Below are 23,009 nucleotides of genomic sequence, written 5' to 3' on the forward strand. Positions count from 1 at the left end.
CGCCATGGCGCTTGAATGCCGCACGCTTGGCAAGGGGTACCGTTCGTCGCCAATGTTGCCTTGTCACGCCGCCGAGTTGGACTGCGCACCTCTCCAGTTCTGCGTATGGGCCTGTAGCTCATCGTGCAGCCGTTGCATCGGCCCGGCACGCAGGTCCAGCTGGCGAGCCAACGCGCTACGGTGAAACAGCGCCTGCCAGTTCAGCTCGCCTTCGGCGGGCATCAGTCCGGTAAAAATGAATCCGGCAGCCATCAGCTGCCGATAATCCTCGGGGAACTGTCGCCGCAGTCCGAGTCGTACCGCGATCGACCAGTGGGCCGGCAAGCGTTGCAGCTGCCTGGCCAGATGCCGGCTCATGTGCCCGGCGACGACGTCGATACGCCCGGGTAATGAGCTGATCTGCAACGGCTGCATCGAGGTAGGTGCGTCGTCGAACGTGGTGCCGAAGTGCGAAACCAACGGGGTCATCAGCCATTGGCATGGAGCAGGCCAATTCACGTGCGGCAACGGTCGCTGATGGTCGCCCATCACCTGACAACCGACCACAATGGTCTCGGCCTGGGCTGCGGCGAACGGCGAAGGCACATGGTCGGGCATCAGCCCGATATCATGGAAACCGAGTCGTAGCGCCAATCTTTGGCTGTAGGGGTGGCTGGTGACCTGTTTGATGGACAGCCTGGCGAGGCCGAGGTCTTCACAGCGGTCCAGCAGTTGCCGGCCCAGGCGGGTGGCAATCTGACGGCCTTGTAGCGCCGGATCCACTGCCACTAGCGCCAGTTCTGCATCCTCCCGGTTCGCGGCAGGTCGGCACAACGCGGCGTGGCCCACCACCCGGTCCTCCATCACGGCAACCATGGAAAACCAATGTCGATGCTGGTTGTGCTGGCAAATCATGTGGGGTACGTAGACGTCCGGCGAGACGTAGTGATCGCCATATACCCGGCGGAACAGTTCGCTGGTTCCGATGGCATCCGTGGGGCTGAACGTCCTGATGACCAAGGCGCTCATCTGGCGTGCCTCGCTGCCATCGGGCCATAGACCCGACGGTCGATGACCGGCAGGTGTTTGCCGGAGCGTGGGTGACGTTCCAGGTCCTGCGCCTGGCAGACATGGACCTGCAGGTTGAGTTGATCGATGCCCGGATGTTGCTCGATCAAAGCGAATTTCAGCGCCTGGGACAGTGACTCGCTGCGGTTCGACGGGTTGTCGGGTACCCATTTGAGCACCACGCGATCATTGTTTTCGACGGACTCGATGATCAGTTGCCATTGAAGTTCGCCGCCAATGCTGTGGATGATCTCGCCAATGTGTTGTGGGAACAGCGACGCCACGCCGACCCGCACCCGCTGGCTCTGCGCGCTACGTCCGGCCAATTCGAACTTGCGCCGCGGAGTGCCGACAGGCTCGCGCCAACAGGCCCGATCGCCCACTGGATAGCGCACCATCGGCATCAGGGTCCGGGTGAAGTTGGTCACCACCAGGTTGCCGGGACGGTCGCAGATCTCGATGACCTCGCCGCTCACTTCATCGATGATTTCTATCCGGGTCTGCTCATCGAATACGCGGTGTTCGCCGAGTCCGCAATCAGGGGCGCTGGCCCCCACCAATCCGGCGTCCACACTGGCATAACCGATGGACGCGAAGCGCGCCTGGGGAAAGGCTTGTCTCAACATCGGAAGTTGGCGCTCGAACAGGTGCTCCCCGCCGAACAGCACGGCGGTGATACCGGGCAGCGTTCGCCCCTGTCGGCTCAGATGGCTGGCAATGGCCAGCAGATGTGCCGGGACGCCCGCCAGCACATTGATACGGTGCGCAGTGACGGCATCGGCCAGTACCTCGGGATCGACCGATCCGGTAAAGGGAAACTCGGTGATCGGGAGGTCCACGTGGCAGAGGGCTCCATGAATGAACAGGAAACTCGCATACAGGTCCCCTGAAAAGAACAGATTGGCGACTCGATCGCCTGTTTCAAGCTGGGCGGACAGGCCGTCTGCGAAGCCATCGAGCATCCGCTGCCATTCCCCGTGGGTGAACACCGACAGCTTTCCCTGGCTGGTCGTGCCTCCGGTTTTATAGACCAGTGCGTCCGTGACTGGTCCGGTCAATACATCCCAGGTGTCCAGGTCATGACTGCCGCGCCAATAATCCCTGGCATCGACAATCGGCAGGTCCTCAAAAGCGCAGCCTTGCGCGGGTAAATGCTTCCAGTGTTGCTGGTAATACTTTGAATGCAGGCGAATGTGGGCCAGCCATTGTTCAAATGGGAAGGAAGGGCTCATCAGGGGCTCTCGGGCTATGAAGTACGCTGGATAAGGCGTGGGTGAAGGGCTATCAACCGGGGCTTCTGTTATCCATCACCAGCGGGACTTTGCCGCTGTGTCTGTTCTGTTCAAAACATTCGGGTGCACAGCGTTGGACTTCCAGTACCAACAGTGCGGCATCGACGGATGCGCGCAGCGGCTGCAATGCCAGGACCCTGCGTCGTACCGTTTCGGCTTCGCCGTCGGCGCGGATCAGCATGCGCTCACAGCCGCCGCTGTCGTGATCGAGGACGATTTGAATCGCCACCTGGGCCAGCTCGGCAAGCGCCCGAGTGTTGATGGACTCCGTGGCGACACGCAGCACGCGGCCGTGCCGCTGACGCAACTCGAACCTGGGTGATTCCAGACCACAAGGGCAGGGGCCTGGCAACCAGCGCCCGCAATCGCCGACGTCGTAGCGCTGGAGAGGTTGCGCCTGGCGCTGTCGGGAAGTGAACAGCAAGCGCCCGATTTCCCCCGGCGTGACCGGAGCATCCCGCTTCAACTCGATGATGTCCAGGTGTTGAATGGCGTCCATCAAGTGGAACACGCCGTCGTCGCTGGCGGCGCAGGCATGGCCGAGCGGGCCTGCGTCCACGCTGCCGTACAGGGCCGAGCGAATCCGGGTGACGCCGCAGTCCAGGAACAATTGCCGGCTGGCTTGCCCCAGGTGCTCGCCGCCCAACAGGACCTTGCGCACACCGCCGTAGCTTTGAAGGATTTGCCGTTGGCTGGAGAACAGGCGGTGCAGTGTGCTCGGCATGCCGATCAGCGTGTTGATGCCATGGGCGACGATCATCCGGGCGATTTCGTCGAATGCATCGTCCGCCGGTGCTCCCATGGGGTAATGCACGACGCTCATCTGTTCGAGAATTTTCGAGAAGCTGAAGAAGCCGCCGTAGAGGTTGCCCCCGTAGAACAGGTTCATCACCCGGTCATGCGCCGGGTCCAGGCCGGCCGCACGCAGTCCGTCGGCGGCGGCCTGCATGTGACGATCGAAGTCGCGATAGCTATAGCACGACAGCACGGGCTCGCCGCTGCTGCCGCCAGAACGGAAGAACAGTTGCGCCTGAGGGGGGATGGGAAGGGCCATGAAGGCTGCCTTGTCCATGATCGGCGTAGAAGGACTCACCGATATCGGCGCTGGAGAAGTGTCCAGGGTGACACGATGACTCGCGACGTGGGGGTCAAGGCCGACCGACACCCGCCTGCTCAAGCGTTGCAGTGCGTAGACGCCGTCGTGGGGCTCGCCGTCGTAGCCCTGCTGAATCTCACGGGTTGTCGAGAGGCGGGATACGCCAGCGGCTATCAGGCGACGTGTCAGCCCTGGCGCCTGTTCCGCTTCACAGATGAGTGCGCAGCTCTGCAAGACGTTTCGCCAAGGCAGCAGTGTCTCGATCACCCGCGCTTGGGGGACGGGCCGCAGCAGCAGCGTGCGAAACAGCGGCGACGGCGACAGGTCGCGATGATGTTCCCAGAGGACGCGCCAACCCTCACCGGTCCAGACCTGGCCCGCATGGCCGGCGAAGCTGTGGTCCAGTCGGGCGAGTGCCGTTCGGGTGGTGATCTCACACGCTTCGGCCGTGGTCAGCGCCAGCGCCGGCCAGCGTCCGGCCCTCCGCTCGAATGCGGCGGCCAGGGCGCTACCCACTCGCTCCATCACGATGGGGTCGTCAGTGTCGACCAGCAGCCATTGCGGGCTGGAGCAGGCTTGCTGGTCGAGGCGGCAGATTTCATCCACCAGGTTATCCAATGCCTGGGGGCTGGCGGCGTGAGGCGTGATATAGGCGAAGCTGACGCGATGCCCCCAGTCGATCCAGCGGCATCCGCTTGGGACCTGTTCGCGCAGGGCCTTGAGCGCCGCTTCGCCGCCCCAGGCGCTGACACCTTGTGCCAGGGCGAAAAGACGTTGGCTGTCATGGTGGGGAACCGGCAACACCGCCAGGTAATCGCAGAGCCGGCCACTGCTGTCGCACGCCAGAAAAGCCGCCAACAGGCGCGCCGTCAAATCCCCGTCCCGTGTGCTCGGGCGTATCCAGTTGATATTGCCCGCCAGCAGGCTTTCCAGGGCCGCGCAGAACGCCAGCAGTGGTGCGTTGCTCGGCGTGACATGCACCACCAGGCCCAAGGGCTGCCAGCTTTCAAAGGGTCCATCGCTATAGTCGATGCGCCGCAGCGAGCGGGGATCCGGTCCCAGCTCCCGCGCAAGTTTCAAGCTCAGGTGCTCGCGGCTGCAGAAGGTGATCAGTGCCTGGCGGTGGTCCTCGTCGAGGAACGCTTCCTGTCCTGCGCGCAGTCGTTGGGCGAACGCCTCGGCGCAGTCGAGCACGCTGTCGCTCGAGGGCGCCGAGGCCAGGCGGGCGGGCAGTTGCGCTTGCAGGTGGTCGAGGGCCTGGTCGAGTGTCAGGCTCCCATGCAGTTGACCGTTGATGAGGTACATCTCAATGCTCCTTGATCAGTTCAGCGGCAGCCATGGCGCAGCTTCGGCTGGCGCTGGTGCCGGCACGGCCGTGCAGTTCGAACCACTGGGTGCTCGAACCGCATTCGCAGTTGGCGGGGTGCAGGGTCGCCAGGTCGCTCATCACCACGGCGTGGGCGGGGCTGGAGGAGATATAGGGCGAAACGAACGACAGCAATCCGGCTTCGCCGAACGGCTGCACGTCGAAGTTCGAGGGGTGACGGACAAAGACTTTGGAATAGACCGGCACATGAAACCGATGATGGGCACATTCGATGTAGGGCACGGCGTGCTCGACCGCACCATAACCGTCGCGGCAGCGATGGGCCTCGATGCCCAGTTGCCGGGCGATGCGCGCATAGACCTGATGGCGGGGCATTTCCTGGGCAGCCTGTTTCTTCCAGCCGCCGCCGAGGAACACCAGGGAATCAGGCGCGAGTGTCAGGTTCGGTACACCGCTCTCGCGCATGCGTTCGAGTACGTGCCAAAGCAGCGCCGGAAAGCCGAGGATCCTCACGGGCAGCCCTTGCTCGGCGAAGGCCTGCAGGGCACGGATAACACCAAAAACGTCGAACTCATGGCCATTGCCGGTACGGCGCAAGGCATAGACAAGGCTATTGACCGGGGCGAAGCGACACAGGAACTGGTCGGTATAGGCCGTACCGAGGCGATTGTCCGGTTCGGGTTCATGGCTGAGCAACAGGTAGTTGCAGGGCGCATCCGGCGTGGACCAACCGTAGTGATCGAAAATGCGCGCTACCATCGCCTGGGCCGCCGCCATGCTACGTTCGTCGTAGCGCATGCGACTTTTCTGGCCGCCGGTACCGGAGGACGTGAGTTCCAGGGCCTCCTCGCCCGTAGGGCTGACCAGCAAGCGCTGCTTGAAGTAGTTGGCGTAGATGGGCGGCAGGCGCGACCAGTCCGTCAGATGCTCCAGGTCCTCGACGGCGAGCCCGTTGGCGTTGAGCCAGTCTTCGTAGCCCGGGGTATGGTGGCTATGGAACAGGCTGATCTCGGCCATGGCTCGATCGAACAGCCCGGAGGGTATCGAATCGGGACTGTAGGGGCGGGGCAATGCGCACAGCGCATCGGCGTGGGGAAAATGAATCATCGGATAACTTTCCTTAGAAGCGGAGCAACTCAAACGTGAGCGACCGGTCGCGACATGAACAGGCGCAACGCGACAGGACAACTGAGCCCGGCGATACCGGCCATCAAGGCAAAGGATTCCAGGCTGTCGCCGGCGCCCAATGACGCCAGCAACGAACCGGCAACGCTCATCACGGCGATGGAGATCATCCCGACCATGGCCGAGACCAACCCTTTGCTGTCGTCACTGGTAAACAACGCCAGTCGATACAGCGCCGCGTTGCCCATGCCGAGGCCGAGGGCGTACAACGAAAGTCCACTGACCAGCACAGGTAGGGAAAGGGCGAACCGACTGGCAATGACCAAGGCCGCCAGGCCGGCGCACAGGGGCCAGAGGCTGCAACGAAGCGCGCCGCCTACGCCGACCCGTTCCACCCAGGCGTTGAGCAGGAGATTGCCGAGGATCACGGCGGCGAACACCGGGATCTGCCACAGCCCATACACCAGTGGTGAAACCCCTTGTCCCTCTAGCAGCAGTAGGGGCGACAGGCCGATCCAGGCGATCAGTGGCAGGCTCATCAGCCCCAACGCAACGCTGGCCGCCATGAATCGGGGATGACTGAGCAAGGCGCCATACCGCTTGATCAGCGCACGCAGTTCGAAAGGAACAGGTGACGGCTGTCGGCGGCCTGGTGGAACCGGCTTGGGAAGGCGGGGCATGAAGCCCCAGAGCGCCAGCCAGCTCACTGCACCGAGGCCGGCCAGCAGCAGAAACAGTTCGCGCCAGGACAGCCATTGCAGCAGCAACCCACCCAGCAAGGGCCCCAGCAAGGGGGACAGGAGGGCCAGGTTGCCCAACAGCGCCATGATTTTCACGGCATCCGACTCGTTGAACATGTCCTGTATGGCGGGATAGCTGACAGCGATCACGAAACCCAGGCCCATGCCCTGGATCAGGCGAAGGCCATTGAACCCGTGCATCTGGGTGACCTGGGTGGTCGCCGCGCAAGCCAGCACGAACCCGGCGCAACCGACCAGCATGAACGGTCGACGTCCGTGGCGATCCGACAGCGGCCCGATCAACCAAGGCAGCAGGACGCCACCCAGCAGATAGAGGTTGAACGCGTAGGGAATCTGATCCGACGCCGCTCCGAGTTCTTCGGTAACGGCGAGCATGGCGGGCATGACCAGGTCGCTGGCCATGTACGTTAATAATTCAAAGAGTGCGATAGCCAGGCAGAACCCTGTCAGTCGTTCAGGCGAGAAAGTTGTCAGCAAGTTTGGCATTCCCAACGTTTATTTTGAGTAAAGAGGTGAGCGCCTCTTATTCGAGAATACGTGGGGGGTGATAAGGCTTGAAAGACAGAATTCCCCGGTGTTAGCGGAGGAAATGTGCTTGGCGGGCGTAAGAAAATGTCCGCCAGCAGCGGACATTTATTTCCTAATTAAGTCAGTAACTTACAGCTTGATTAGTAGGAGGGGTCGTAGCATTGGAGACTCGCTACAGACGATTCAACCAGAACTCACGGGGAAGGTCCTAGCGGTGCTGGTCGAAACCCGGACCACCCGGATGTCCCGGTCCTTTTCAATGACCGTGGCCTGGTGGAAAAAGGAGGCAGTCGCTCAGCGTCAGGATTGATAACAGCGGCAGCAGCAGTGACATGCGACGAAACATAAATAAAATCCTCATGGTCGAGCACCGTGGTTGCGCGACGGCGCTCCTTCGGCTGTACCATGGGACCCCGTCGGCTGCCGCTTGCCCCTGAAACCGGGTAGGCACCTGGCAAGCGAGCGGATACAGAACAGATACATTCAGGAACTGGCAATGACTCATTCGCAACGTTTGAAATACTCGATTCTGATTGTCCTCGTGGTCCTGGCGATCATGCTGGGACTGTCGTGGATGCAGAACAAAGGCATGATCAGCGAACAGTTGTTTCAATACATCGCCATTGCCGTGGCGGTGATCGTGGTGGTGATCAACGGCGTGATGCGGCGCAAGGTCAAGCCCTAGTGGCCTGTGTGGCTAATTCGTCTACTCAGATTAACCGTACAGGTCACTCGCATGATTCCCCGGCCGCGAGCACGGCCATGGCCCTGTGGTGCAGGCTGTAGCTCTTGTCGGGGTTGAGCGTCACCACGCCCTCGCTGCACAGGCGCTTCAACACCTCGCGAACGCTGAGAAAGGACAAGGGAATGTCCAGCGCCAATAGCTGGCTGTGCACGCCCCGTGCGCCCAGGCAACGGTTCTCCATGGTGGTCGTGAGCAACATGTCGATGACCTTGAGGCGGATCAGGCTGGTCCTGAGTCCGAAGCTCTTGAGCAGGCGCTTGATGCGCTCGTTGCTGCCTCGCTCCGTCGTTTTGGCGAGCACGTTATTGGTGGTCGTCATCGGGACGCCGTTCGACCCCGGCTTATTCTCCGTAGGCAGTTGCGCGTTTTGCATGCAAAAGGTCCTTACCAGCCTGATCAGAAATAGTCACACGTGCTCCCTCAAGAGGAACGGCCAATCATGCGGGCCGTGATGTGAAAAATTCGCCGGGATGTCGTTAAACCCTTGTGATTGGTCGAGTACAGGCGATGTTTTTTTGCATCCGGTCGGGGGGCGAACCCGTTCATGAGGGCGGGTCGAGCTGGCGCCCCAACTCACAGATGAGCAGGGTCAGCGAGTCGGCGTTTCGAAGGATGACGTCGACGCGCTTGTCCGCCGAGCCAGGGTTCAGAAAGATATCTCGCGCCTCGTTCATGGTCCTGGCGCCGGTGACTTTGAGGATTTCCTTGGCGGTGGCCTTGAACTCGGGAAGCAACTCCAGGCTCTTGAACGTACTGGCTGCGCTATCCCACCCCATGAACAACCTTGAACGTGGCGTGGTCAGCGAGAGCCCATTGTGTTGCTGGTCGTCCAGGCTGTCGTACCGGGCTCGTCCGTCATGCGTGACTTGCGAGATCAGGTCGAGGAATGGCAACAGAGCGTCCAGATAAACAATGTCGTGCGTATCGATCAACTGGTGGCTCAGTTCGTGGATGAGGGTGGCTCCCTGGGCATGAGCGTCGACATTGAAGGACTCGGGGACGATGATCTTGTACGGGTCCAGCCCTACGTCGAAGAAAAATTGGGTGAGGTAGATTTTCCCGCCTGCGTTGGGTTCGAGCACGAATGCCGTCGCCGTGTCGTTGGCGTTCTTGAGATTGCCGATCACGATGCGTTTCTGGTTTTGCGCTTCCCAGGATGGATCGGCCAATACCTGGCATATCGGCGCAACAGCGGCATGAATCTTTGCGATCAAACGGGCATCGACCTGGTCGACGCCAAAAAATGTCTTGAGGTAAGTCTCCAGCCGGGAGCCCTTTGAAACCTGCTGCCGGGCTTGATCGAGATTATGAAGCGCATTGAGGGAGTAATGCCTGGCTGTCTCCAGTGCCTGCACAATGACGTTTGCATGGTGAGGGTATTTCCTGCGTATCTCAGCCATGCCTCGGGCTTCGATATTCAGTGTGTCTGAAGCCTTGTAGTCGCTGTACGCATTCGCGAGGGTCGACAACACCTTGCCGTAGCGAATGGTCTGTCGTTGCGGGTCAATGACCCACTCCTGGCTTTCAGGCAATCTTTTGAGTATCGGCCCCATTTCCTTGTCATGGACAACGCGCCAGACCTGATTGGCCTTCGCCACCTGAAAGACTTTGCCAACAACACTGACATAGAGCTTGCCGGAGCCTGTGTCCTTGTAGGTCCCATCAGCGGGGTTCTTTTGCAGATCGTGGAGGCTTATGCCCGCGGCCTCGAAAGCTTGCAGGTTGGTACGGATCGGGGCGGTGGACGCGACGTCCTTCCAATTGATCGGGGCCGCAGGGGCGTTTTGCGAGGCCGGGCCGATGGGAGCGAGCAGCCCGAACGTATCCTCCCGATTCATGAAACCGAGTGACACCATTTCCGCGGCCCCGGCAATGAAATCATGCAGGCCGCTTTTCCAGTCATGCTGCTGCAGCGCTTCGGAGGAAGACTTGAAGTCCTGATAGCTTTCCCACAATGTCTCGAAAAAAGTCAGTTTGCCCGGTAGCTGTCTGCCCACGAACCTGGCACCGACGCTGAGCAGATGCCGCACGGTTTCCCAGTCGAACTGACGTTTCCTATCCGTTTGGGTGGTCAGCAAGTCCGATAACAGACGGGTATTGTCGTTGAACAATGTATCAATGAGGTTCGTCTGGACTGGATTCGAGGCCAGGGTAATTTCCGATAGCTGCCCGATGGTGGCGGTAAACAGGTTTTTGAATATGCTTTGCTGGTTGGCGGGCAGCCGACTGATCAACAGGTCCTGCAGTGGCCCTGGCCGGTTGAAGGCGGCCACGACACTCGCTTCGTCCTTGAACTCGGTGAAGCCCGGGCCCGTATGGTAGGGGGCGTACAGGACGTGGGGCGCTTTCGCATCGGTACCCGACCCGATCAGGTAAAGCCCCAGTGCCTTGATCGCCGCGGCGCCTTCGGTTTTGATCAGTTCCAATGGACGAATCAGCGCGCTGGCACCTCTCACCGCTTGGCGAGCAAGGGCGTCCGGCATGTCCAGCACTTGGTGAATCAAATCGAAGGCCGAAGGGGAGAGGTACTGTTGCAGGCACCGTGCGTGAGCGTATTGCAGCAGTTGCCAGGGTAGTTGTTGGCGGAAGCGCTGCTTTCTCTGTTGAACGTCCTCCGTCGTGCCGGACAGCTTGTCCAGCACATGTTGTTTATACGAGGTGGCGACATCCAGTGACAGCAGCAGCTGCTTGACCGCCGTCTCGTTCAAGCTGTCAGGCAGCTTGCGTCTGGACGTCGAGGACACCTTGAATCCGGTTTTTTGAGTGACATCGATATGATTCAGGGCGAATTCGGTCAGGGAACTGGGTGGCCCCGCCAGTGCGAGGTTCGGTGTGATCTGAATGGTCGCAGGGTCCAGGTCTTTTTCGGTGAAGCGCGCATCCAACAGCGCTTTCAGTTTTTTATGCGTGTAGGCCTGCAAGGGTTCAATACCGTCCAGGTAGTCCTTGCCGTCGATCACGCTGTTTCGATATTGCTCAAGCAGATTGATATGCAGGCGCTGATCTTCAAGAGAGGCCATGCCGAGCCAGGCAGGCAGTTTCTGTTGCCACCTGTCCGCCTGGGCGATGCGTTTGGCACGGGTCAGATTGGTGGGGGCTCCCTTGTTCAGTAACGCTTCAAGGCTTTTGGCCAAGCCCGTTCCGGTCAATTGCCAGTTCCGGGTTTTCAAGGTCTTCAGATAGCCGTGTTCGATCTCGAACAACCTGATGAACGAATTCATCCGATTCAGCAATACGTTGTCTTCGATCAACTCAAAGGCCTCGAGCTGATAACGCCCGTGAGGCTTGCGTTGGGCGCAGGGCAGGTTCGCGAGCAGGCCAAAGCGTTTGCGGGAGTCGAGCAGGTTTCGGTTCAATTGTGTCGTCGCGACCTCGACAGAGGGGAAAACCTGTAGGCCGTCGGTTGGTGTCCAGAGAACTCCCAGGCCTGAGTAAGGCGTGTCCAGCCCCCCGCGCTCGGTCAGGAAAAAACAGTTGGCGAGGGGAAAGGAGGCCGCGTCGCCCTCGTTGGTGTATGCAAGCCTCAACGAATAGGCATCGGGCCGAAAGCCTTTGAGCCCAATGCGCTGCTCGCGATTGGGGTAGTCGGCATCGTAGGCAAAAACACTGTTGATGAGGTCGTCTGCGGCGGGCGGCAGTGTTCCGTCGAGTTTTCTAAGCTCGGCTTCGGCACGTATCCCAAGTGAAAACACATTGCTGAGTTCAGGCAGCAGGCCTCTCAGTTGGTTATGCAGTGATATTTCATTGGAGAGTGGCAGTTGGGTGAACAGGGCGTTGAAAGCGTCTTCGACGGAGGTATAGCTCTTGATCTTTCTCGTCAGTTGATCGGCCATGAAGTTGGACGGCCGCGAGTCGCCATAGAAAGCCGGCAGGCTGCCCCAGTGCCCGTCGGTTCCATGCTCCAGCAAATTCTTGTTGATCAAGGAGCGGATATCCAGCGCCTTGTCGACCAGGGCGTGGATGTTCACGGTGCCCTGGCGAGACATCTCCAGTGCGTAGTGAAGGTTATTGATCTGCTTGCCGATGATGGCCTCCGCCAGGGATTCGAATACCGGCAACGCCACTGAACCTCCAGAAACCTGCGGCTGGTCAAGGCGCAGAAAGCGGTTGCGTTCTTCCAGGCTCAACAGGCTATAGAGTTGCTCCTTGTGTGCGGGACTGGTCGGCGTAGCCAACAGCGCGTCCTTGAACCCCCGGTAATTGTCCACTTTTTGCAGGTCATGACTGGGCCTGTAGAGGTAATGATCCTTGCCGCTGATCATCAGCGAGCCGGCAAGCTCCACATAGAGCGGCTCATATTCCCAGAGGCGAACCGTTTCGATGAACAGAGGCGTCTCGTCCTGTCGGGAGGGTCCGAACAAGCGGAGCAGCTCCTGGCTTTGTGCATCGGTCAGTTGCCGTTGCTCCCGTTTGCTCAGGACGGTTGCACGCAGGGCATCGCTGAGAACCCGCGACAACAGCTCCCGGCGTGAGGTATGGAATGGGCCGGTGGCATCCCAATAGGCTTTGATGCAATCGATAAGCTTGGGAATCAGGTTTTTAGCCGTCACCCGCAACAGGCTTTCCCACTGCTGCGCATTATGGGTCGATACCGTGATTTCCGGATGGATGAAATCGACGTCATGCCGGGCTGGCCGGCCCTGATGGTGGAAGTACACCAGGACCGCTTCCGACAATGACAGGTCGTTGGTCACTTTGCCCATGGTCGGATCACCGAGTCCCGCATCGGCGGTGATTGCGACTCGGGTCTGTTGATGGTCGAGGTTGGCCAGTACTTCTTTCAATACGTGGTCAAGCATCGAGGTCAGCGAGGGCAGTTTGATCAGCTCATTGACCATGGTCAGCGCGTTGAGGCTTTGAGCGTGCTCGATGGATTCGATCTGGGTCTTGAACACATCTCCGTGCAGGGGCCGTCGGGCCTGGCTGATAACGGTGCTGGTGTTCAGTTCGGCGCGTTGGGAAATGGACAGTAGCTGGAACAGGCCGTCACGCTCGACAGGGGTTGCGAGCATTTGGTCGATCCGAGTTTCGAGCGCCTGTGGACTGTCAAATTTCTCGATTCCACCCTGGGGCGTATAGAGGAATGCAGGCTTGGGGGACGAGGTGCCGGCGTCTGGCAAAGTTGTCAGCGCAAAGCAGCCGGCAAGCGAAATCGGGGGCTGCCCTTCGGCCTGGAGCAGAATGGTTTCGGCAGACATCGACGGAGTCTGCGCGACACGCAGCGTGTGGTTGGGCAGGGCTGCGTGGCGCAACCATTGGAGGTCGGTTTGCGTCAGCCCATGGGTTGCGCTCAATTCGTCCAGGCGGTTGGCGTCCAGGACGTCGGGGAATAGCAGTGGCGTGTTCTCACGGGGCATCGTTGCTTCTCGTTCAAGGCGCCATGAGGCAGCCCATACGTGGATGAAGCGGCCAGCCTAGAGAACGAGGGAAGGGCAAGGGTGGTACATAGTTACCGCACGCGAAGCTTCAGACCTGTCCGGCTGCGGAGCACGAGGCATGCCCACGGTGAAAAGATTGACAGCACGCGCCTGAAGCGGTGTTTAATCCGGCTTTGTTCCCTCCTCACTGCGGCTACCTCCAACAATCATTCTGGAGCTTCAGATGTCTGCGCTATCCGATCACGCCGGTTCCGGCCCTTTGTCTCTTGACGCCCTGGTGGGACTGCTGGAGAAGATATTCCTGCGACATGGCACCTCGGCCGAGGTCGCCCGCACCCTGGCCGAAAACTGCGCCCGCGCGGAGCGCGACGGTGCCCACAGCCATGGGGTGTTTCGTATGCCTGGCTATGTCTCGACACTGAACAGCGGTTGGGTCAACGGTCAGGCCGTACCGGTGGTCGAAGACGTCGCGTCGGGCTTCGTCCGGGTGGATGCCGGAAACGGTTTTGCCCAGCCAGCCCTCGCCGCTGCCCGACCGTTATTGGTGGAGAAGGCGCGCAGTGCCGGTATCGCGGTGTTGGCTATCCGCAATTCCCATCACTTCGCCGCCCTCTGGCCGGACGTCGAGCCGTTTGCCTACGAAGGCTTGGTGGCGTTGAGCGTGGTCAACAGCATGACGTGCGTGGTACCCCATGGCGCGGACCGTCCGTTGTTCGGCACCAATCCCATTGCCTTCGCCGCGCCACGGGCCGGCGGCGAGCCGATTGTATTTGACCTGGCCACCAGCGCCATCGCCCATGGCGACGTACAGATTGCCGCCCGCAAGGGCGAGTCGTTACCACCAGGCATGGGAGTGGACAGCCTCGGCCAACCGACCTGCGACCCAAAGGCGATTCTCCAGGGCGGCGCGCTGCTGCCGTTTGGCGGACACAAGGGATCGGCGTTGTCGATGATGGTCGAGCTGCTGGCGGCGGCCCTGACCGGGGGCAACTTCTCCTTCGAATTCGATTGGAACAACCATCCAGGGGCCAAGACGCCGTGGACCGGGCAGTTGCTGATCGTGATCGACCCTAGCAAGGCCGCCGGGCAGAACTTTGCCGAGCGCAGCCAGGAGCTCGTCAGGCAAATGCAGGGTGTGGGATTGCGGCGGTTGCCGGGGGATCGCCGGCATAGGGAGCGCAGCCATTCCGATCAGCATGGGATTTCGCTGGATGAGCAGACCCTGACCCAGTTGCGGGAATTGGCAGGGTTGTAATCCAAAGCAATGGTTGCCTGATAACAGTCGGTTTTAAGCCACAAGCCTGTGGCAGCAAAGCTTGCTCGCGATTGGGTCAGTCAGTCGAACTGGATTGGCCGGTCCGCCGCTATCGCGAGCAAGCTTTGCTCCCACGGGTTTGTCGTTCAACGCCGTCCGAGCAACAAGCCCACCACCAGCCCGAAGCCGGCGGAAATCGCTACGGTCTGCCATGGATGGCCGCCGATGTAGATTTCAGTGGCATCGACCATGGGCCGGGTACGCTCCCGTGCGCTGGCGACCGAGTCCAGGGCCTGCTGCAGTTTCTGGGAAATCTGGCCCCGCAGGTCTTCGGCATCCTCACCGACCAGTGAGTCGCTGCTCTTGAGCAGTTTCTCCGACTCTTCGATCAAAGCCTTCAGTTCACTGAACACTTGATCCTTGATTTGCTCTCCGTTCGCTTGCGCGGTAGGTCTACGAGCCATCGAATTACTCCTTGCTGATGATTACCGTGAACAGTGGAGTGTTGCGCTTGTGCAAAAGTTGCAGTGGCTGGTGTTGCCAGCATGGCCAAGCCTAAATGATGGTTAAGACGTTTCTCCGCAAGGTGTAAGATGTCGCCTATTTACGCAACAGGTAATGTCCATGAGTTTCAATCTGGCTGACAAGCCGCTGGCCGAGCGCGCCGCGCTGGAAGATGAAAAATCCCGACTGTTCGAGCTATGGCAGAACAACCTGGGTAAGGCAAAGGGCGACGCCGCCCGGCTGTTTGGCGAGCGCTCCAAGCGCAAAGGCAAATGGGCCGAGTGGGTACGTGCCGAGCTGGACGGCATGTCCCCTCCGGAATACGCCAACATGGTGCGCAGTGAGGTCAATCGCCTGATGGCCGCCAACAAGTAAACCTCACGCAAAGGTCGTGACAATGGCTTCGCGAACCTTGACCACCGCCGGGTCCATCTGGGTGTGGGTTCGCCATCCCAGTTCGATGGGGTAACGGGGCAAGGCGAGGGGGCAGGGCAGCAACGCCAGGTCACCGAACGCTGCGATGGCCCGCGCGGCGTGGCCCGGAATGGTCGCCACGGCCCGGCTGCCCTTGAGCAGGAACGGCAACGCGGCAAAATGCGTGGTCGAGGCACACACCTTGCGGCTCAGACCGAGCCCGGCCAGACCTTCGTCGGTGATGCCGATGAAACCGCCCGATGACACCAGCAGATGTTCGCGGCCCACGAACGCCTCCAGGCTGAGACTCTGCTGGTCCTCTTCCAGGCTCGCCGGGTCGACCAGGCAGGCATAGTCGCCTTCGCCCAATACCAGGCGGCTGAGTAGCCGTTCCGTGAAACCACCCGCCGTGATCGCCAGGTCGAAATTTCGCTCCATCAGGTTGCGACCGACGATCTGGCTGTGGGTCTGGCGAAAAATCAAGCGCAACCCCGGCGCCCGTCGCGCCACTTCCTCGATCAGCCGGCGGCCATAGGCCAGCTCGAAGTCGTCGGACAGGCCGACGATGACCGAACGGCCGTCGTAATGATTGGTATCCGGATCGATCATCGCCAGGCTCTGGCGGCACTTGTCCAGGGCCTCGCTGATCACGGGCTTCAGTTGATTGGCCCGCAGCGTCGGCGCCAGGCCACGGCCGGTGCGCACGAACAGTTGATCGTCATACACCTTTCGCAATCTGCGCAGCGCCGCACTGATGGCCGACTGGGTTACGCCCAGGCGCAGGGCGGCGCGGCTGGCACTGGATTCGTCGTGCAGGGCTTCGAAGGTCTTGAGCAGGTTGAGATCGAGCTTGTCGATATTCATGTTGTTCATATCGTTTAGCAATGTATGGGGCTTTATTCATGATCGGCCGACGGCTGAGAATCAGCAACACCTGATGACCAAGGAGTTGAACACCCATGCCCAAATCCATTGTGGCTGCCCTGCAGATCGGTTCCTTGCCTGGCGGCAAGGACGAGACACTGGCGCAGATCCTTTCCTACGAAGATGCCATACGACAGGCCGGCGCCCGCCTGGTGGTCATGCCCGAAGCCCTGTTGGGTGGATACCCCAAGGGCGAAGGGTTCGGGACCCGACTGGGTTACCGGCTGCCGGAGGGGCGTGAGGCATTCGCCCGCTACTTTGCCAATGCCATCGACGTACCGGGCGTAGAAACCGAGGCGTTGGCCGGGCTTTCGGCGCGCACGGGAGCCAGTCTGGTGTTGGGCGTCATCGAACGGGCCGGCAGTACGCTGTATTGCACGGCGCTGTACTTCGAACCTGATGCGGGGCTGGTGGCCAAGCATCGCAAATTGATGCCCACCGGCACCGAGCGGCTGATCTGGGGCAAGGGCGATGGTTCGACATTGCCGGTGCTCGACAGCCAGGTCGGGCGGCTCGGCGCGGCGGTGTGCTGGGAAAACATGATGCCGCTGCTGCGCACTGCGATGTATGCCAAGGGTGTGGAGGTCTGGTGCGCGCCGACGGTGGATGAACGGGAGATGTGGCAGGTGACCATGCGTCACATTGCCCACGAGGGGCGATGCTTTGTGGTCAGCGCCTGCCAGGTCCAGGCCTCGCCTCAGGCGCTGGGCATCGATGTCGAGCACTGGCCGGCGGAGCGTCCATTGATCGCTGGCGGCAGCGTGATCGTCGGACCCATGGGGGATGTGCTGGCCGGGCCGCTGAAGGACACGGCGGGTCTATTGACCGCCGAAATCGATACCGATGACTTGGTGCGGGCGCGTTATGACTATGACGTGGTCGGTCATTACGCCAGGCCGGACGTGTTCGAACTGGTGGTGGATGAGCGGGCCCGGCCCGGCGTGCGGTTCACCGCGTGAATCACCAGGTCGCCGCGGATCCCGGCAAGTCCAGGGTTCCACGGTCGACGAAGCTCATGGTGCCGAACAGGCCCCCGGAGAGCTTGCCCTTGAGCACATAGGGCAGGTTATCCAGACCCTGGGCCTGGCTCAGGCCGAGGGTCTGGCGCAGCACCGAAAAGGCCGAAATGCTCACAGGGACGCTCAAGATCGCTTCGGAATAGCGTGGAATGGAGCCGCTCTGGTCGCTGACCCCGGTCGCCAGCGTGCGGTCGTTGACCTCCAGGTCCAGCGCCACGCCGTTGTATTCGATGGCAGTTTCGTTGGGGTTCTGCAGGCGCAGCTTCACGGCAAAACGCATCTCCAGGTCCTGGCTGGGCAAGGGTTCGATGCCGACCACGTTGATGTTCAGCGGGTCGCGGTGCGGGAAGAGGGCGCAGGCACTGAGGCTGAGCAGTGTCAGTAAAAGGAACAGGCCGGGGATTCTGCGCATGGGCGTACTCTCACGATAAATTTTGGTCACGATAACTCACACCCAAAGGCAAGCGAAGAACCCTGCCACAAAGTACTCCAAATCCAGATAGGCGCTGGGCTCCTGACAGTTTCTGACAACAGCCTCTGCTAATCTGCAGCAACTTTTTCCTCCGGATCGCCCATCGTGTCCCGTACTTCTCGGCTGCTCACCTTGTTGCAAGTCTTGCGCGGCAAGCGCTGCCCGGCCACTGCAGCGACATTGGCGGCAGAGTTGAAGGTGTCCGAGCGCACGCTCTACCGCGACATTGCCGAGCTGACCGCCCTTGGGGCGCCGATCCAGGGCGAGGCGGGCATCGGCTACGTATTGCGCAGCGGCCTGTTCCTGCCGCCACTGATGTTCACCGCCGATGAAATAGAAGCCATTGTACTGGGCTTGCGCTACGTGGATCAGCGCGGCGATGAGGTGTTGGGCAAGGCGGCCGCCGACGCCTTGGCGAAGGTCGCCGCGGTGTTGGCCCCGGATGTACGGGACGCCTTGCGCAATCCTACGGTGTTGCCCGGTCCGCCGGGGTATGGGTATCCGCAGAATACGGTGGAACTGAACGTGTATCGCCAGGCCATCCGTACTCAGGCGAAGTTGCACATTGATTACGCCGACGTGAACAACACGCCGAGCCAGCGGCTGATCTGGCCGCTGGCCCTGGGTTTTTTCAACGAGGCGCGGGTGGTGGTGGCCTGGTGCGAATTGCGTGGTGCCTACCGGACCTTTCGCACCGACCGGATTGCGTCGGCCACCGAGCAGGGCGAACGCTATCCCGGCAGGCGCAGCGACTTGCTGCGGGCCTGGATGAAGTCGATGAAACTGGACGACACCGGGCGCTTCACTCCTGACAAGAACTGACATGAGGGTGTTCTAGCATGGTGCCAGTTCGATAAAAAAAAGGAGCCTACCATGTCCAATCCCGTCTCTTCCCTGGCCCCGGCCATCGCCGGCTACATCGCGGCCGCCAATGCCCGTGACAGCTCGGCGGTGACGCGTTTTTTTGCCGAGGATGCCAACGTGTTCGATGAGGGCCAGCACCGGGCCGGCACCCAGGCCATCATCCAATGGATGGAAGACACTTCCCGTCGCTTCCAACCGCGGGTTGAGGTGCTCAACGTGCAGCAACGCACGGGCAAGGTGCTGGTTCACAACCTGATCTCGGGCACGTTCCCCGGCAGTCCGCTGGAGTTGCGGTACACCTTCCGGCTCGATGAGCAGGGCAAGATCAGCCGGCTGGATATCTCGATTTAAAAGGAGCGAGCTCCTGTGGCGAGGGGATAAATCCCCTCGCCACAAGTCCCATGCTCGGTTCGCGTGATCGTTCATTGTCCAGCATGGCATACTCAGCCCCTTCCTCTTCCGGACCCGGGCCGCATGACTTTCGACTCCCCCTTGAGTGCCTGGCAGCACGCCATCGAACACCACGGTTTTGTCCAGGATGAGGCCCAGGAGTTGGCGATCATGACCCTGGAGCAATGCCACAAGGCGTTGCACGAGGGACGCAAGTCGATCAAGGGGGTGTATCTCTGGGGCCCGGTGGGGCGTGGCAAGACCTGGTTGATGGATCGCTTCCATGAAAGTCTCCAGGTTCCGGCCCGTCGCCAGCATTTTCATCACTTCATGGCCTGGGTGCACCAACGCTCGTTCCAGCTCACGGGTACGCCGGACCCGTTGCAGGCCCTGGCCAGGGAGCTGAGCCGGGAAGTGCGGGTGCTGTGTTTCGATGAGCTGTTCGTCACCGACATTGGCGATGCCATCATCCTCGGACGGCTGTTCCAGGTCATGTTCGAGTTGGGCATGGTGGTGGTGAGTACCTCGAACCTGCCGCCCGAAGAACTCTATGCCAACGGCCACAACCGTGAACGGTTCCTGCCGACCATCACGGCGATCAAGCAGCACATGCAAGTCGTGCCGGTGAACGGCTGGCAGGATCATCGCCAGCACCCGGGCGCGCTGCAGCAGCGTTATTGGCTACGGGGCGCCGGGCAACCGGATCCGTTGGGGGAGGTTTTCGAACGATTGAGTGCGGGGCAACTGTCCAGCAGTGATCCGGTGCAAGTCGGCCATCGTCTGCTGGAGCCGGTCAAGGCCAGTGACACGGTGCTCTGGAGCCGCTACCGGGATCTGTGCGAGCAACCGTTCTCGGCCCTGGATTTCATGGGGCTGTGCGACCGCTACAAGGCCATCCTGCTCAGCGATGTGCCCTGCCTGAGTGCAGAGCAGCGCGAAGGGCGTATTGCCCGTGGTACGGAGGACGGCGTCGAGCGGGTCGAGGCGGGGGATCGCGAACTACCGCAATTGTCGGTCCACGATGACGGCGTGCGACGTTTCATTGCCCTCATCGACGAATGCTACGATCGCAAGGTGCCGCTCTACCTGTCGGCCCAGGTGCCGATGGATCAGTTGTACACCGAGGGCTATCTGCAATTCCCGTTTCGCCGTACTCTCAGTCGCCTCCAAGAGATGCAGCTGCAACGTTTCGGTCAGCCCGCCTGACCTGTACCCGCCGACGACCCCATCCGTCGGTACTACCCGCCGTACCCGCGAAGAGAGATGCAAGGTCATGGAAGAAGCCAAGGACGTTCTCGTACTGCAAGCCAGCTACACCAATCCGGTTCACGCCGAAGCGATCTGCCACGTGCTCAATGGCTATGCGGAGGACCCCATGGGCGGTGGCCAGTCGCTGTCGGCCGAAGTCCTGCTGCATCTGCCGGAAGAACTGGCCAAGCGCCCCCATGCGTTCAGCGTGTTGGCCTTCGTCAACGGCGAGCCGGCGGGGCTGGTCAATTGTTTCGAAGGTTTTTCGACCTTTGCCTGCCGACCGCTGGTGAATATTCATGATGTCGCCGTCATGAAGGCGTTTCGCGGGCTGGGTCTGAGCCAGAAGATGTTGCAGAAAGTCGAAGACATCGCTCGCCAGCGCGGCTGCTGCAAGATCACCCTGGAAGTGCTTGAGGGCAATGCCGTGGCCCAGGCCAGCTATTCGAAGTTCGGCTTTGCCGCCGGCATGTTCGACCCGGCCCACGGCCGCATGCTGTTCTGGACCAAGCCCCTGTGACAGGTGCCCTATGCATAGGCTGAATGGAGCGATGCCTTCGCGAGCAGGCTCGCTCCCACATTGATCTCGGTGGACACAAATCCATATTCACCGACGTTCCCTGTGGGAGCGAGCCTGCTCGCGAAAGCGCTGGGGCAGTGATGACAGTGCCGGCTGTGCCGACACTTTTGCAGTTACTGCTGAACCACCTTGGCCACCGGCGCCTTGGGCTGCATCAGGCTGAAGTCGATCAGCGCCTTGTGCTGGCGTTGATACGGGTTGCCGATCAACAGCGGTCGGGCCTGGAAGTCGCTGCTGACCAGGCTCTTGCTGCGGTCCAGCTCATCGAAACTCAATCCCGCCAAATCTGCCCAGGTATGGATCAACTGAGAGCTGCTGTAAGGCCGGGACAGGTCGCCGGCAAAGTTCCAGTCATGGCTTTCGCGCCACTTGGGCGAAGCCCAGGCCATGAATGGAATGGTGTACATCGGCGCGGTGGGCTTGCCTTCGTTGCGGCCAAGGGTGGTGTGGTCCGCTGAGTCGAACACGTCTTCACCGTGGTCCGACAGGTACAACAGAAAGCCGTTGGGGTCGCTCTTGGCGTAGTCCTTGATCAGGCTGGAAACCACGAAGTCGTTGTACAGCACCGCGTTGTCGTAACTGTTGTAGGTAGGCACCTGATCGTCGCGCAGGCCCGCTGGTGCGCCCTGACGGTCGGTGAACTTGTTGAAGGTCGGTGGATACCGGTACTGGTAGCTCATGTGAGTACCGAGCAGGTGCACGACGATCAGCTTGCGTGGCGCGGTATCGGCCAGGGCTTTGTTGAACGGTGCAATTACGTCGCCATCGTATTGCGCGGCGTTCTGGTTGCGGTTGTTGTTCAGGTACACCTGCTCGTCGGCCTGCTGGGAGAACGTCGTGAGCATGGTGTTGCGCTTGGTCATGGTCTGTTGGTTGGTGATCCAGAAGGTCTTGTAGCCCGCCTGTTTCATCATGCTGACCAGCGAAGGGGTCGTCAGGTACAGGTCCGGGTTCTGCTCGTCGGCGAATGTCAGGACCTGTTGCAGTGCTTCGATGGTGTACGGACGTGGCGTAATCACATTGTCGAAGACCGCCAGTTGGTCCTTGAGTTTGTCCAGCTCCGGCGTGGTTTCCCTCGGGTAGCCATACAGGCTCATGCGTTGGCGATTGGTGGACTCGCCGATCACCAGCACCAGGGTAGCCGGTTGGTTGGCCATGGTGTCCTTGAGGTTGCGCAATGGCTCGATCTTGCTGGCGCTCTGCAACATGCCTTGCATGCTAGCCAACTGCTCGCCGTAACGACGGTAGGCCACCAGCATCTGCCAAGGAACGGCCGGCTCGATGCGGTCTTCGAATTTTTCCAGGCCGCCGGCCAGGCTGCCAGCGCGCTGGGTTTGCTTGACCAGCGGGTAACCGACCACGGCGCCCAGGATCACGACGGCCGCCACCCAGGCCTGGCCGCGGGGCAGGTACACCGGGCGCAAGCGCGTCCAGAGGAAGTAGGCCACTGCGGTATGTGCGAGGAACGCCGGCACCATCCACCAGGCAAAATACTGTGTCATGTATTCGCCGGCTTCAGCCACGTTCGATTCGAACATGATGAAGATGACGCTTTGGGAGAATTCCTGCTGATAGATGAAAAAATAACCCAGGCTGGCCATGGAGCAGGCCCACAGCACGATACCGATCAGTGCGGCGAGCAGGCGGGTGCGGGCAGGGAAAAGCAGCATGGGTGCCAGCCACACCGCACTCACGGTGAATGCCTGGCGAAACCCGGAGAAGCCGGAGGTATCGCTCAACAGGATAAGCAGTTGAGTAATGCCCGAGAAATACCAGAAGAAAAGAAAAAGCCAGCCGAACCCGGCCCAATCGAAACCTTTCGCAGTCGTTTTGCTGCGTTTGAACAGACTCATCAAGCGCTCCAGCCTTTTTATCTACACCGACGAAGCTGTCGGCACCGGATTGGTAACCGCAGGCATGCGCCGACCACCCTGAACGCCGGGAGTATCCCGAAATCGTTGTGAAAACTTTGTGAGTTTTTCGATATGGAACGATAGCCCGGGTGCGAATGCACTTTAGGTGAGGAGATTTCCCACAGGC

General features: G+C 60.7%; 19 protein-coding genes. 8 read left to right on the forward strand and 11 right to left on the reverse strand.

Annotation, left to right across the window (positions count from 1 at the left end; translation table 11 throughout):
* Positions 1–63: 63 nt before the first annotated feature.
* From CGA22_RS17625 to CGA22_RS17645, 5 genes are read right to left on the reverse strand one after another with little or no spacing between them, the layout of a single operon-like run.
* Positions 64–1,008, reverse strand: a complete 945-nt coding sequence (locus CGA22_RS17625; protein ID WP_041024034.1) for a GNAT family N-acetyltransferase — start codon at positions 1,006–1,008, stop codon at positions 64–66.
* A complete protein-coding gene (locus tag CGA22_RS17630; RefSeq protein WP_041024035.1) occupies positions 1,005–2,279 on the reverse strand; it encodes a phenylacetate--CoA ligase family protein in 1,275 nt (424 codons plus the stop codon). Before CGA22_RS17630 ends, CGA22_RS17625 begins: the two co-directional genes overlap by 4 nt.
* A gap of 52 nt (positions 2,280–2,331) precedes the next feature.
* Positions 2,332–4,740 (reverse strand): acyl-CoA reductase, encoded by a 2,409-nt coding sequence (locus tag CGA22_RS17635; RefSeq protein WP_188258659.1) that lies wholly within the window; start codon positions 4,738–4,740, stop codon positions 2,332–2,334.
* Between the two features lies 1 nt (position 4,741).
* Positions 4,742–5,869 (reverse strand): acyl-protein synthase, encoded by a 1,128-nt coding sequence (locus CGA22_RS17640; protein WP_041022730.1) that lies wholly within the window; start codon positions 5,867–5,869, stop codon positions 4,742–4,744.
* 29 nt (positions 5,870–5,898) lie between these two features.
* Positions 5,899–7,134, reverse strand: coding sequence for an MFS transporter (locus CGA22_RS17645; RefSeq protein ID WP_188258660.1), 1,236 nt, complete (start codon positions 7,132–7,134; stop codon positions 5,899–5,901).
* Between the two features lie 538 nt (positions 7,135–7,672).
* Here CGA22_RS17645 and CGA22_RS17650 point away from each other — a divergent pair.
* Positions 7,673–7,861, forward strand: a complete 189-nt coding sequence (locus tag CGA22_RS17650) for a hypothetical protein (RefSeq protein ID WP_024780171.1) — start codon at positions 7,673–7,675, stop codon at positions 7,859–7,861.
* 43 nt (positions 7,862–7,904) lie between these two features.
* On the opposite strand, the gene CGA22_RS17655 is transcribed toward CGA22_RS17650, so the two are convergent.
* Together CGA22_RS17655 and CGA22_RS17660 are read right to left on the reverse strand one after the other, a co-directional pair.
* Positions 7,905–8,294, reverse strand: a complete 390-nt coding sequence (locus CGA22_RS17655) for a fe2+ zn2+ uptake regulation protein (protein WP_041023177.1) — start codon at positions 8,292–8,294, stop codon at positions 7,905–7,907.
* Between the two features lie 169 nt (positions 8,295–8,463).
* Positions 8,464–13,278 carry a dermonecrotic toxin domain-containing protein gene (locus CGA22_RS17660; RefSeq protein WP_041023178.1) on the reverse strand — a complete coding sequence of 1,605 codons (4,815 nt, stop codon included), beginning with the start codon at positions 13,276–13,278 and terminating at the stop codon, positions 8,464–8,466.
* Positions 13,279–13,522: 244 nt separating this feature from the next.
* On the opposite strand from CGA22_RS17660, the gene CGA22_RS17665 reads away from it, so the two are divergent.
* Positions 13,523–14,554 (forward strand): Ldh family oxidoreductase, encoded by a 1,032-nt coding sequence (locus tag CGA22_RS17665; protein ID WP_041023179.1) that lies wholly within the window; start codon positions 13,523–13,525, stop codon positions 14,552–14,554.
* Positions 14,555–14,700: 146 nt separating this feature from the next.
* Here CGA22_RS17665 and CGA22_RS17670 read toward each other — a convergent pair whose 3' ends face one another.
* Positions 14,701–15,018 (reverse strand): YqjD family protein, encoded by a 318-nt coding sequence (locus CGA22_RS17670; RefSeq protein WP_041023180.1) that lies wholly within the window; start codon positions 15,016–15,018, stop codon positions 14,701–14,703.
* Positions 15,019–15,178: 160 nt separating this feature from the next.
* Here CGA22_RS17670 and CGA22_RS17675 point away from each other — a divergent pair, with 160 nt between their 5' ends.
* Complete coding sequence (locus CGA22_RS17675) at positions 15,179–15,433, forward strand: hypothetical protein (protein WP_003181187.1); 255 nt, start codon at positions 15,179–15,181, stop codon at positions 15,431–15,433.
* A gap of 3 nt (positions 15,434–15,436) precedes the next feature.
* Here CGA22_RS17675 and CGA22_RS17680 read toward each other — a convergent pair whose 3' ends face one another.
* Entirely contained in the window at positions 15,437–16,345 is a 909-nt protein-coding gene (locus CGA22_RS17680; protein WP_041023181.1) for a LysR substrate-binding domain-containing protein, read from the reverse strand.
* An 86-nt stretch (positions 16,346–16,431) separates the two neighbouring features.
* On the opposite strand from CGA22_RS17680, the gene CGA22_RS17685 reads away from it, so the two are divergent.
* A complete protein-coding gene (locus tag CGA22_RS17685) occupies positions 16,432–17,355 on the forward strand; it encodes a carbon-nitrogen hydrolase family protein (RefSeq protein ID WP_041023182.1) in 924 nt (307 codons plus the stop codon).
* Position 17,356: 1 nt separating this feature from the next.
* On the opposite strand, the gene CGA22_RS17690 is transcribed toward CGA22_RS17685, so the two are convergent.
* The gene (locus tag CGA22_RS17690; protein ID WP_041023183.1) at positions 17,357–17,827 is read right to left on the reverse strand and encodes an LEA type 2 family protein; all 471 of its coding nucleotides are present in this window, start codon (positions 17,825–17,827) and stop codon (positions 17,357–17,359) included.
* 165 nt (positions 17,828–17,992) lie between these two features.
* Between CGA22_RS17690 and CGA22_RS17695 the strand changes: the two genes are divergently transcribed.
* The 4 genes from CGA22_RS17695 to CGA22_RS17710 all read left to right on the forward strand — a co-directional run bounded on the left by CGA22_RS17695 (position 17,993) and on the right by CGA22_RS17710 (position 20,909).
* Positions 17,993–18,709: a helix-turn-helix transcriptional regulator gene (locus tag CGA22_RS17695; RefSeq protein ID WP_041023184.1), complete on the forward strand. Its 717-nt coding sequence runs from the start codon at positions 17,993–17,995 to the stop codon at positions 18,707–18,709.
* 51 nt (positions 18,710–18,760) lie between these two features.
* Entirely contained in the window at positions 18,761–19,102 is a 342-nt protein-coding gene (locus CGA22_RS17700) for a nuclear transport factor 2 family protein (protein ID WP_041023185.1), read from the forward strand.
* A gap of 123 nt (positions 19,103–19,225) precedes the next feature.
* Positions 19,226–20,347, forward strand: a complete 1,122-nt coding sequence (gene zapE / locus CGA22_RS17705; RefSeq protein WP_041023186.1) for a cell division protein ZapE — start codon at positions 19,226–19,228, stop codon at positions 20,345–20,347.
* Between the two features lie 67 nt (positions 20,348–20,414).
* The gene (locus tag CGA22_RS17710; protein ID WP_041023187.1) at positions 20,415–20,909 is read left to right on the forward strand and encodes a GNAT family N-acetyltransferase; all 495 of its coding nucleotides are present in this window, start codon (positions 20,415–20,417) and stop codon (positions 20,907–20,909) included.
* 173 nt (positions 20,910–21,082) lie between these two features.
* Here CGA22_RS17710 and CGA22_RS17715 read toward each other — a convergent pair whose 3' ends face one another.
* Positions 21,083–22,822, reverse strand: coding sequence for a phosphoethanolamine transferase CptA (locus tag CGA22_RS17715; RefSeq protein WP_041023188.1), 1,740 nt, complete (start codon positions 22,820–22,822; stop codon positions 21,083–21,085).
* Positions 22,823–23,009 lie beyond the last annotated feature (187 nt).

The organism is Pseudomonas sp. PSB18 (assembly GCF_014596565.1).
Lineage (GTDB): Bacteria > Pseudomonadota > Gammaproteobacteria > Pseudomonadales > Pseudomonadaceae > Aquipseudomonas.

Coding starts and splice junctions, on each gene's coding strand:
- CGA22_RS17660 (WP_041023178.1), bottom strand. CDS start 13,278: ATGCCCCGTGAGAACACGCCACTGCTATTCCCCGACGTCCTGGACGCC.
- CGA22_RS17690 (WP_041023183.1), bottom strand. CDS start 17,827: ATGCGCAGAATCCCCGGCCTGTTCCTTTTACTGACACTGCTCAGCCTC.
- zapE (WP_041023186.1), top strand. CDS start 19,226: ATGACTTTCGACTCCCCCTTGAGTGCCTGGCAGCACGCCATCGAACAC.
- CGA22_RS17640 (WP_041022730.1), bottom strand. CDS start 5,869: ATGATTCATTTTCCCCACGCCGATGCGCTGTGCGCATTGCCCCGCCCC.
- CGA22_RS17645 (WP_188258660.1), bottom strand. CDS start 7,134: ATGCCAAACTTGCTGACAACTTTCTCGCCTGAACGACTGACAGGGTTC.
- CGA22_RS17625 (WP_041024034.1), bottom strand. CDS start 1,008: ATGAGCGCCTTGGTCATCAGGACGTTCAGCCCCACGGATGCCATCGGA.
- CGA22_RS17710 (WP_041023187.1), top strand. CDS start 20,415: ATGGAAGAAGCCAAGGACGTTCTCGTACTGCAAGCCAGCTACACCAAT.
- CGA22_RS17665 (WP_041023179.1), top strand. CDS start 13,523: ATGTCTGCGCTATCCGATCACGCCGGTTCCGGCCCTTTGTCTCTTGAC.
- CGA22_RS17700 (WP_041023185.1), top strand. CDS start 18,761: ATGTCCAATCCCGTCTCTTCCCTGGCCCCGGCCATCGCCGGCTACATC.
- CGA22_RS17630 (WP_041024035.1), bottom strand. CDS start 2,279: ATGAGCCCTTCCTTCCCATTTGAACAATGGCTGGCCCACATTCGCCTG.
- CGA22_RS17655 (WP_041023177.1), bottom strand. CDS start 8,294: ATGCAAAACGCGCAACTGCCTACGGAGAATAAGCCGGGGTCGAACGGC.
- CGA22_RS17670 (WP_041023180.1), bottom strand. CDS start 15,018: ATGGCTCGTAGACCTACCGCGCAAGCGAACGGAGAGCAAATCAAGGAT.
- CGA22_RS17650 (WP_024780171.1), top strand. CDS start 7,673: ATGACTCATTCGCAACGTTTGAAATACTCGATTCTGATTGTCCTCGTG.
- CGA22_RS17675 (WP_003181187.1), top strand. CDS start 15,179: ATGAGTTTCAATCTGGCTGACAAGCCGCTGGCCGAGCGCGCCGCGCTG.
- CGA22_RS17685 (WP_041023182.1), top strand. CDS start 16,432: ATGCCCAAATCCATTGTGGCTGCCCTGCAGATCGGTTCCTTGCCTGGC.
- CGA22_RS17635 (WP_188258659.1), bottom strand. CDS start 4,740: ATGTACCTCATCAACGGTCAACTGCATGGGAGCCTGACACTCGACCAG.
- CGA22_RS17715 (WP_041023188.1), bottom strand. CDS start 22,822: ATGAGTCTGTTCAAACGCAGCAAAACGACTGCGAAAGGTTTCGATTGG.
- CGA22_RS17680 (WP_041023181.1), bottom strand. CDS start 16,345: ATGAACAACATGAATATCGACAAGCTCGATCTCAACCTGCTCAAGACC.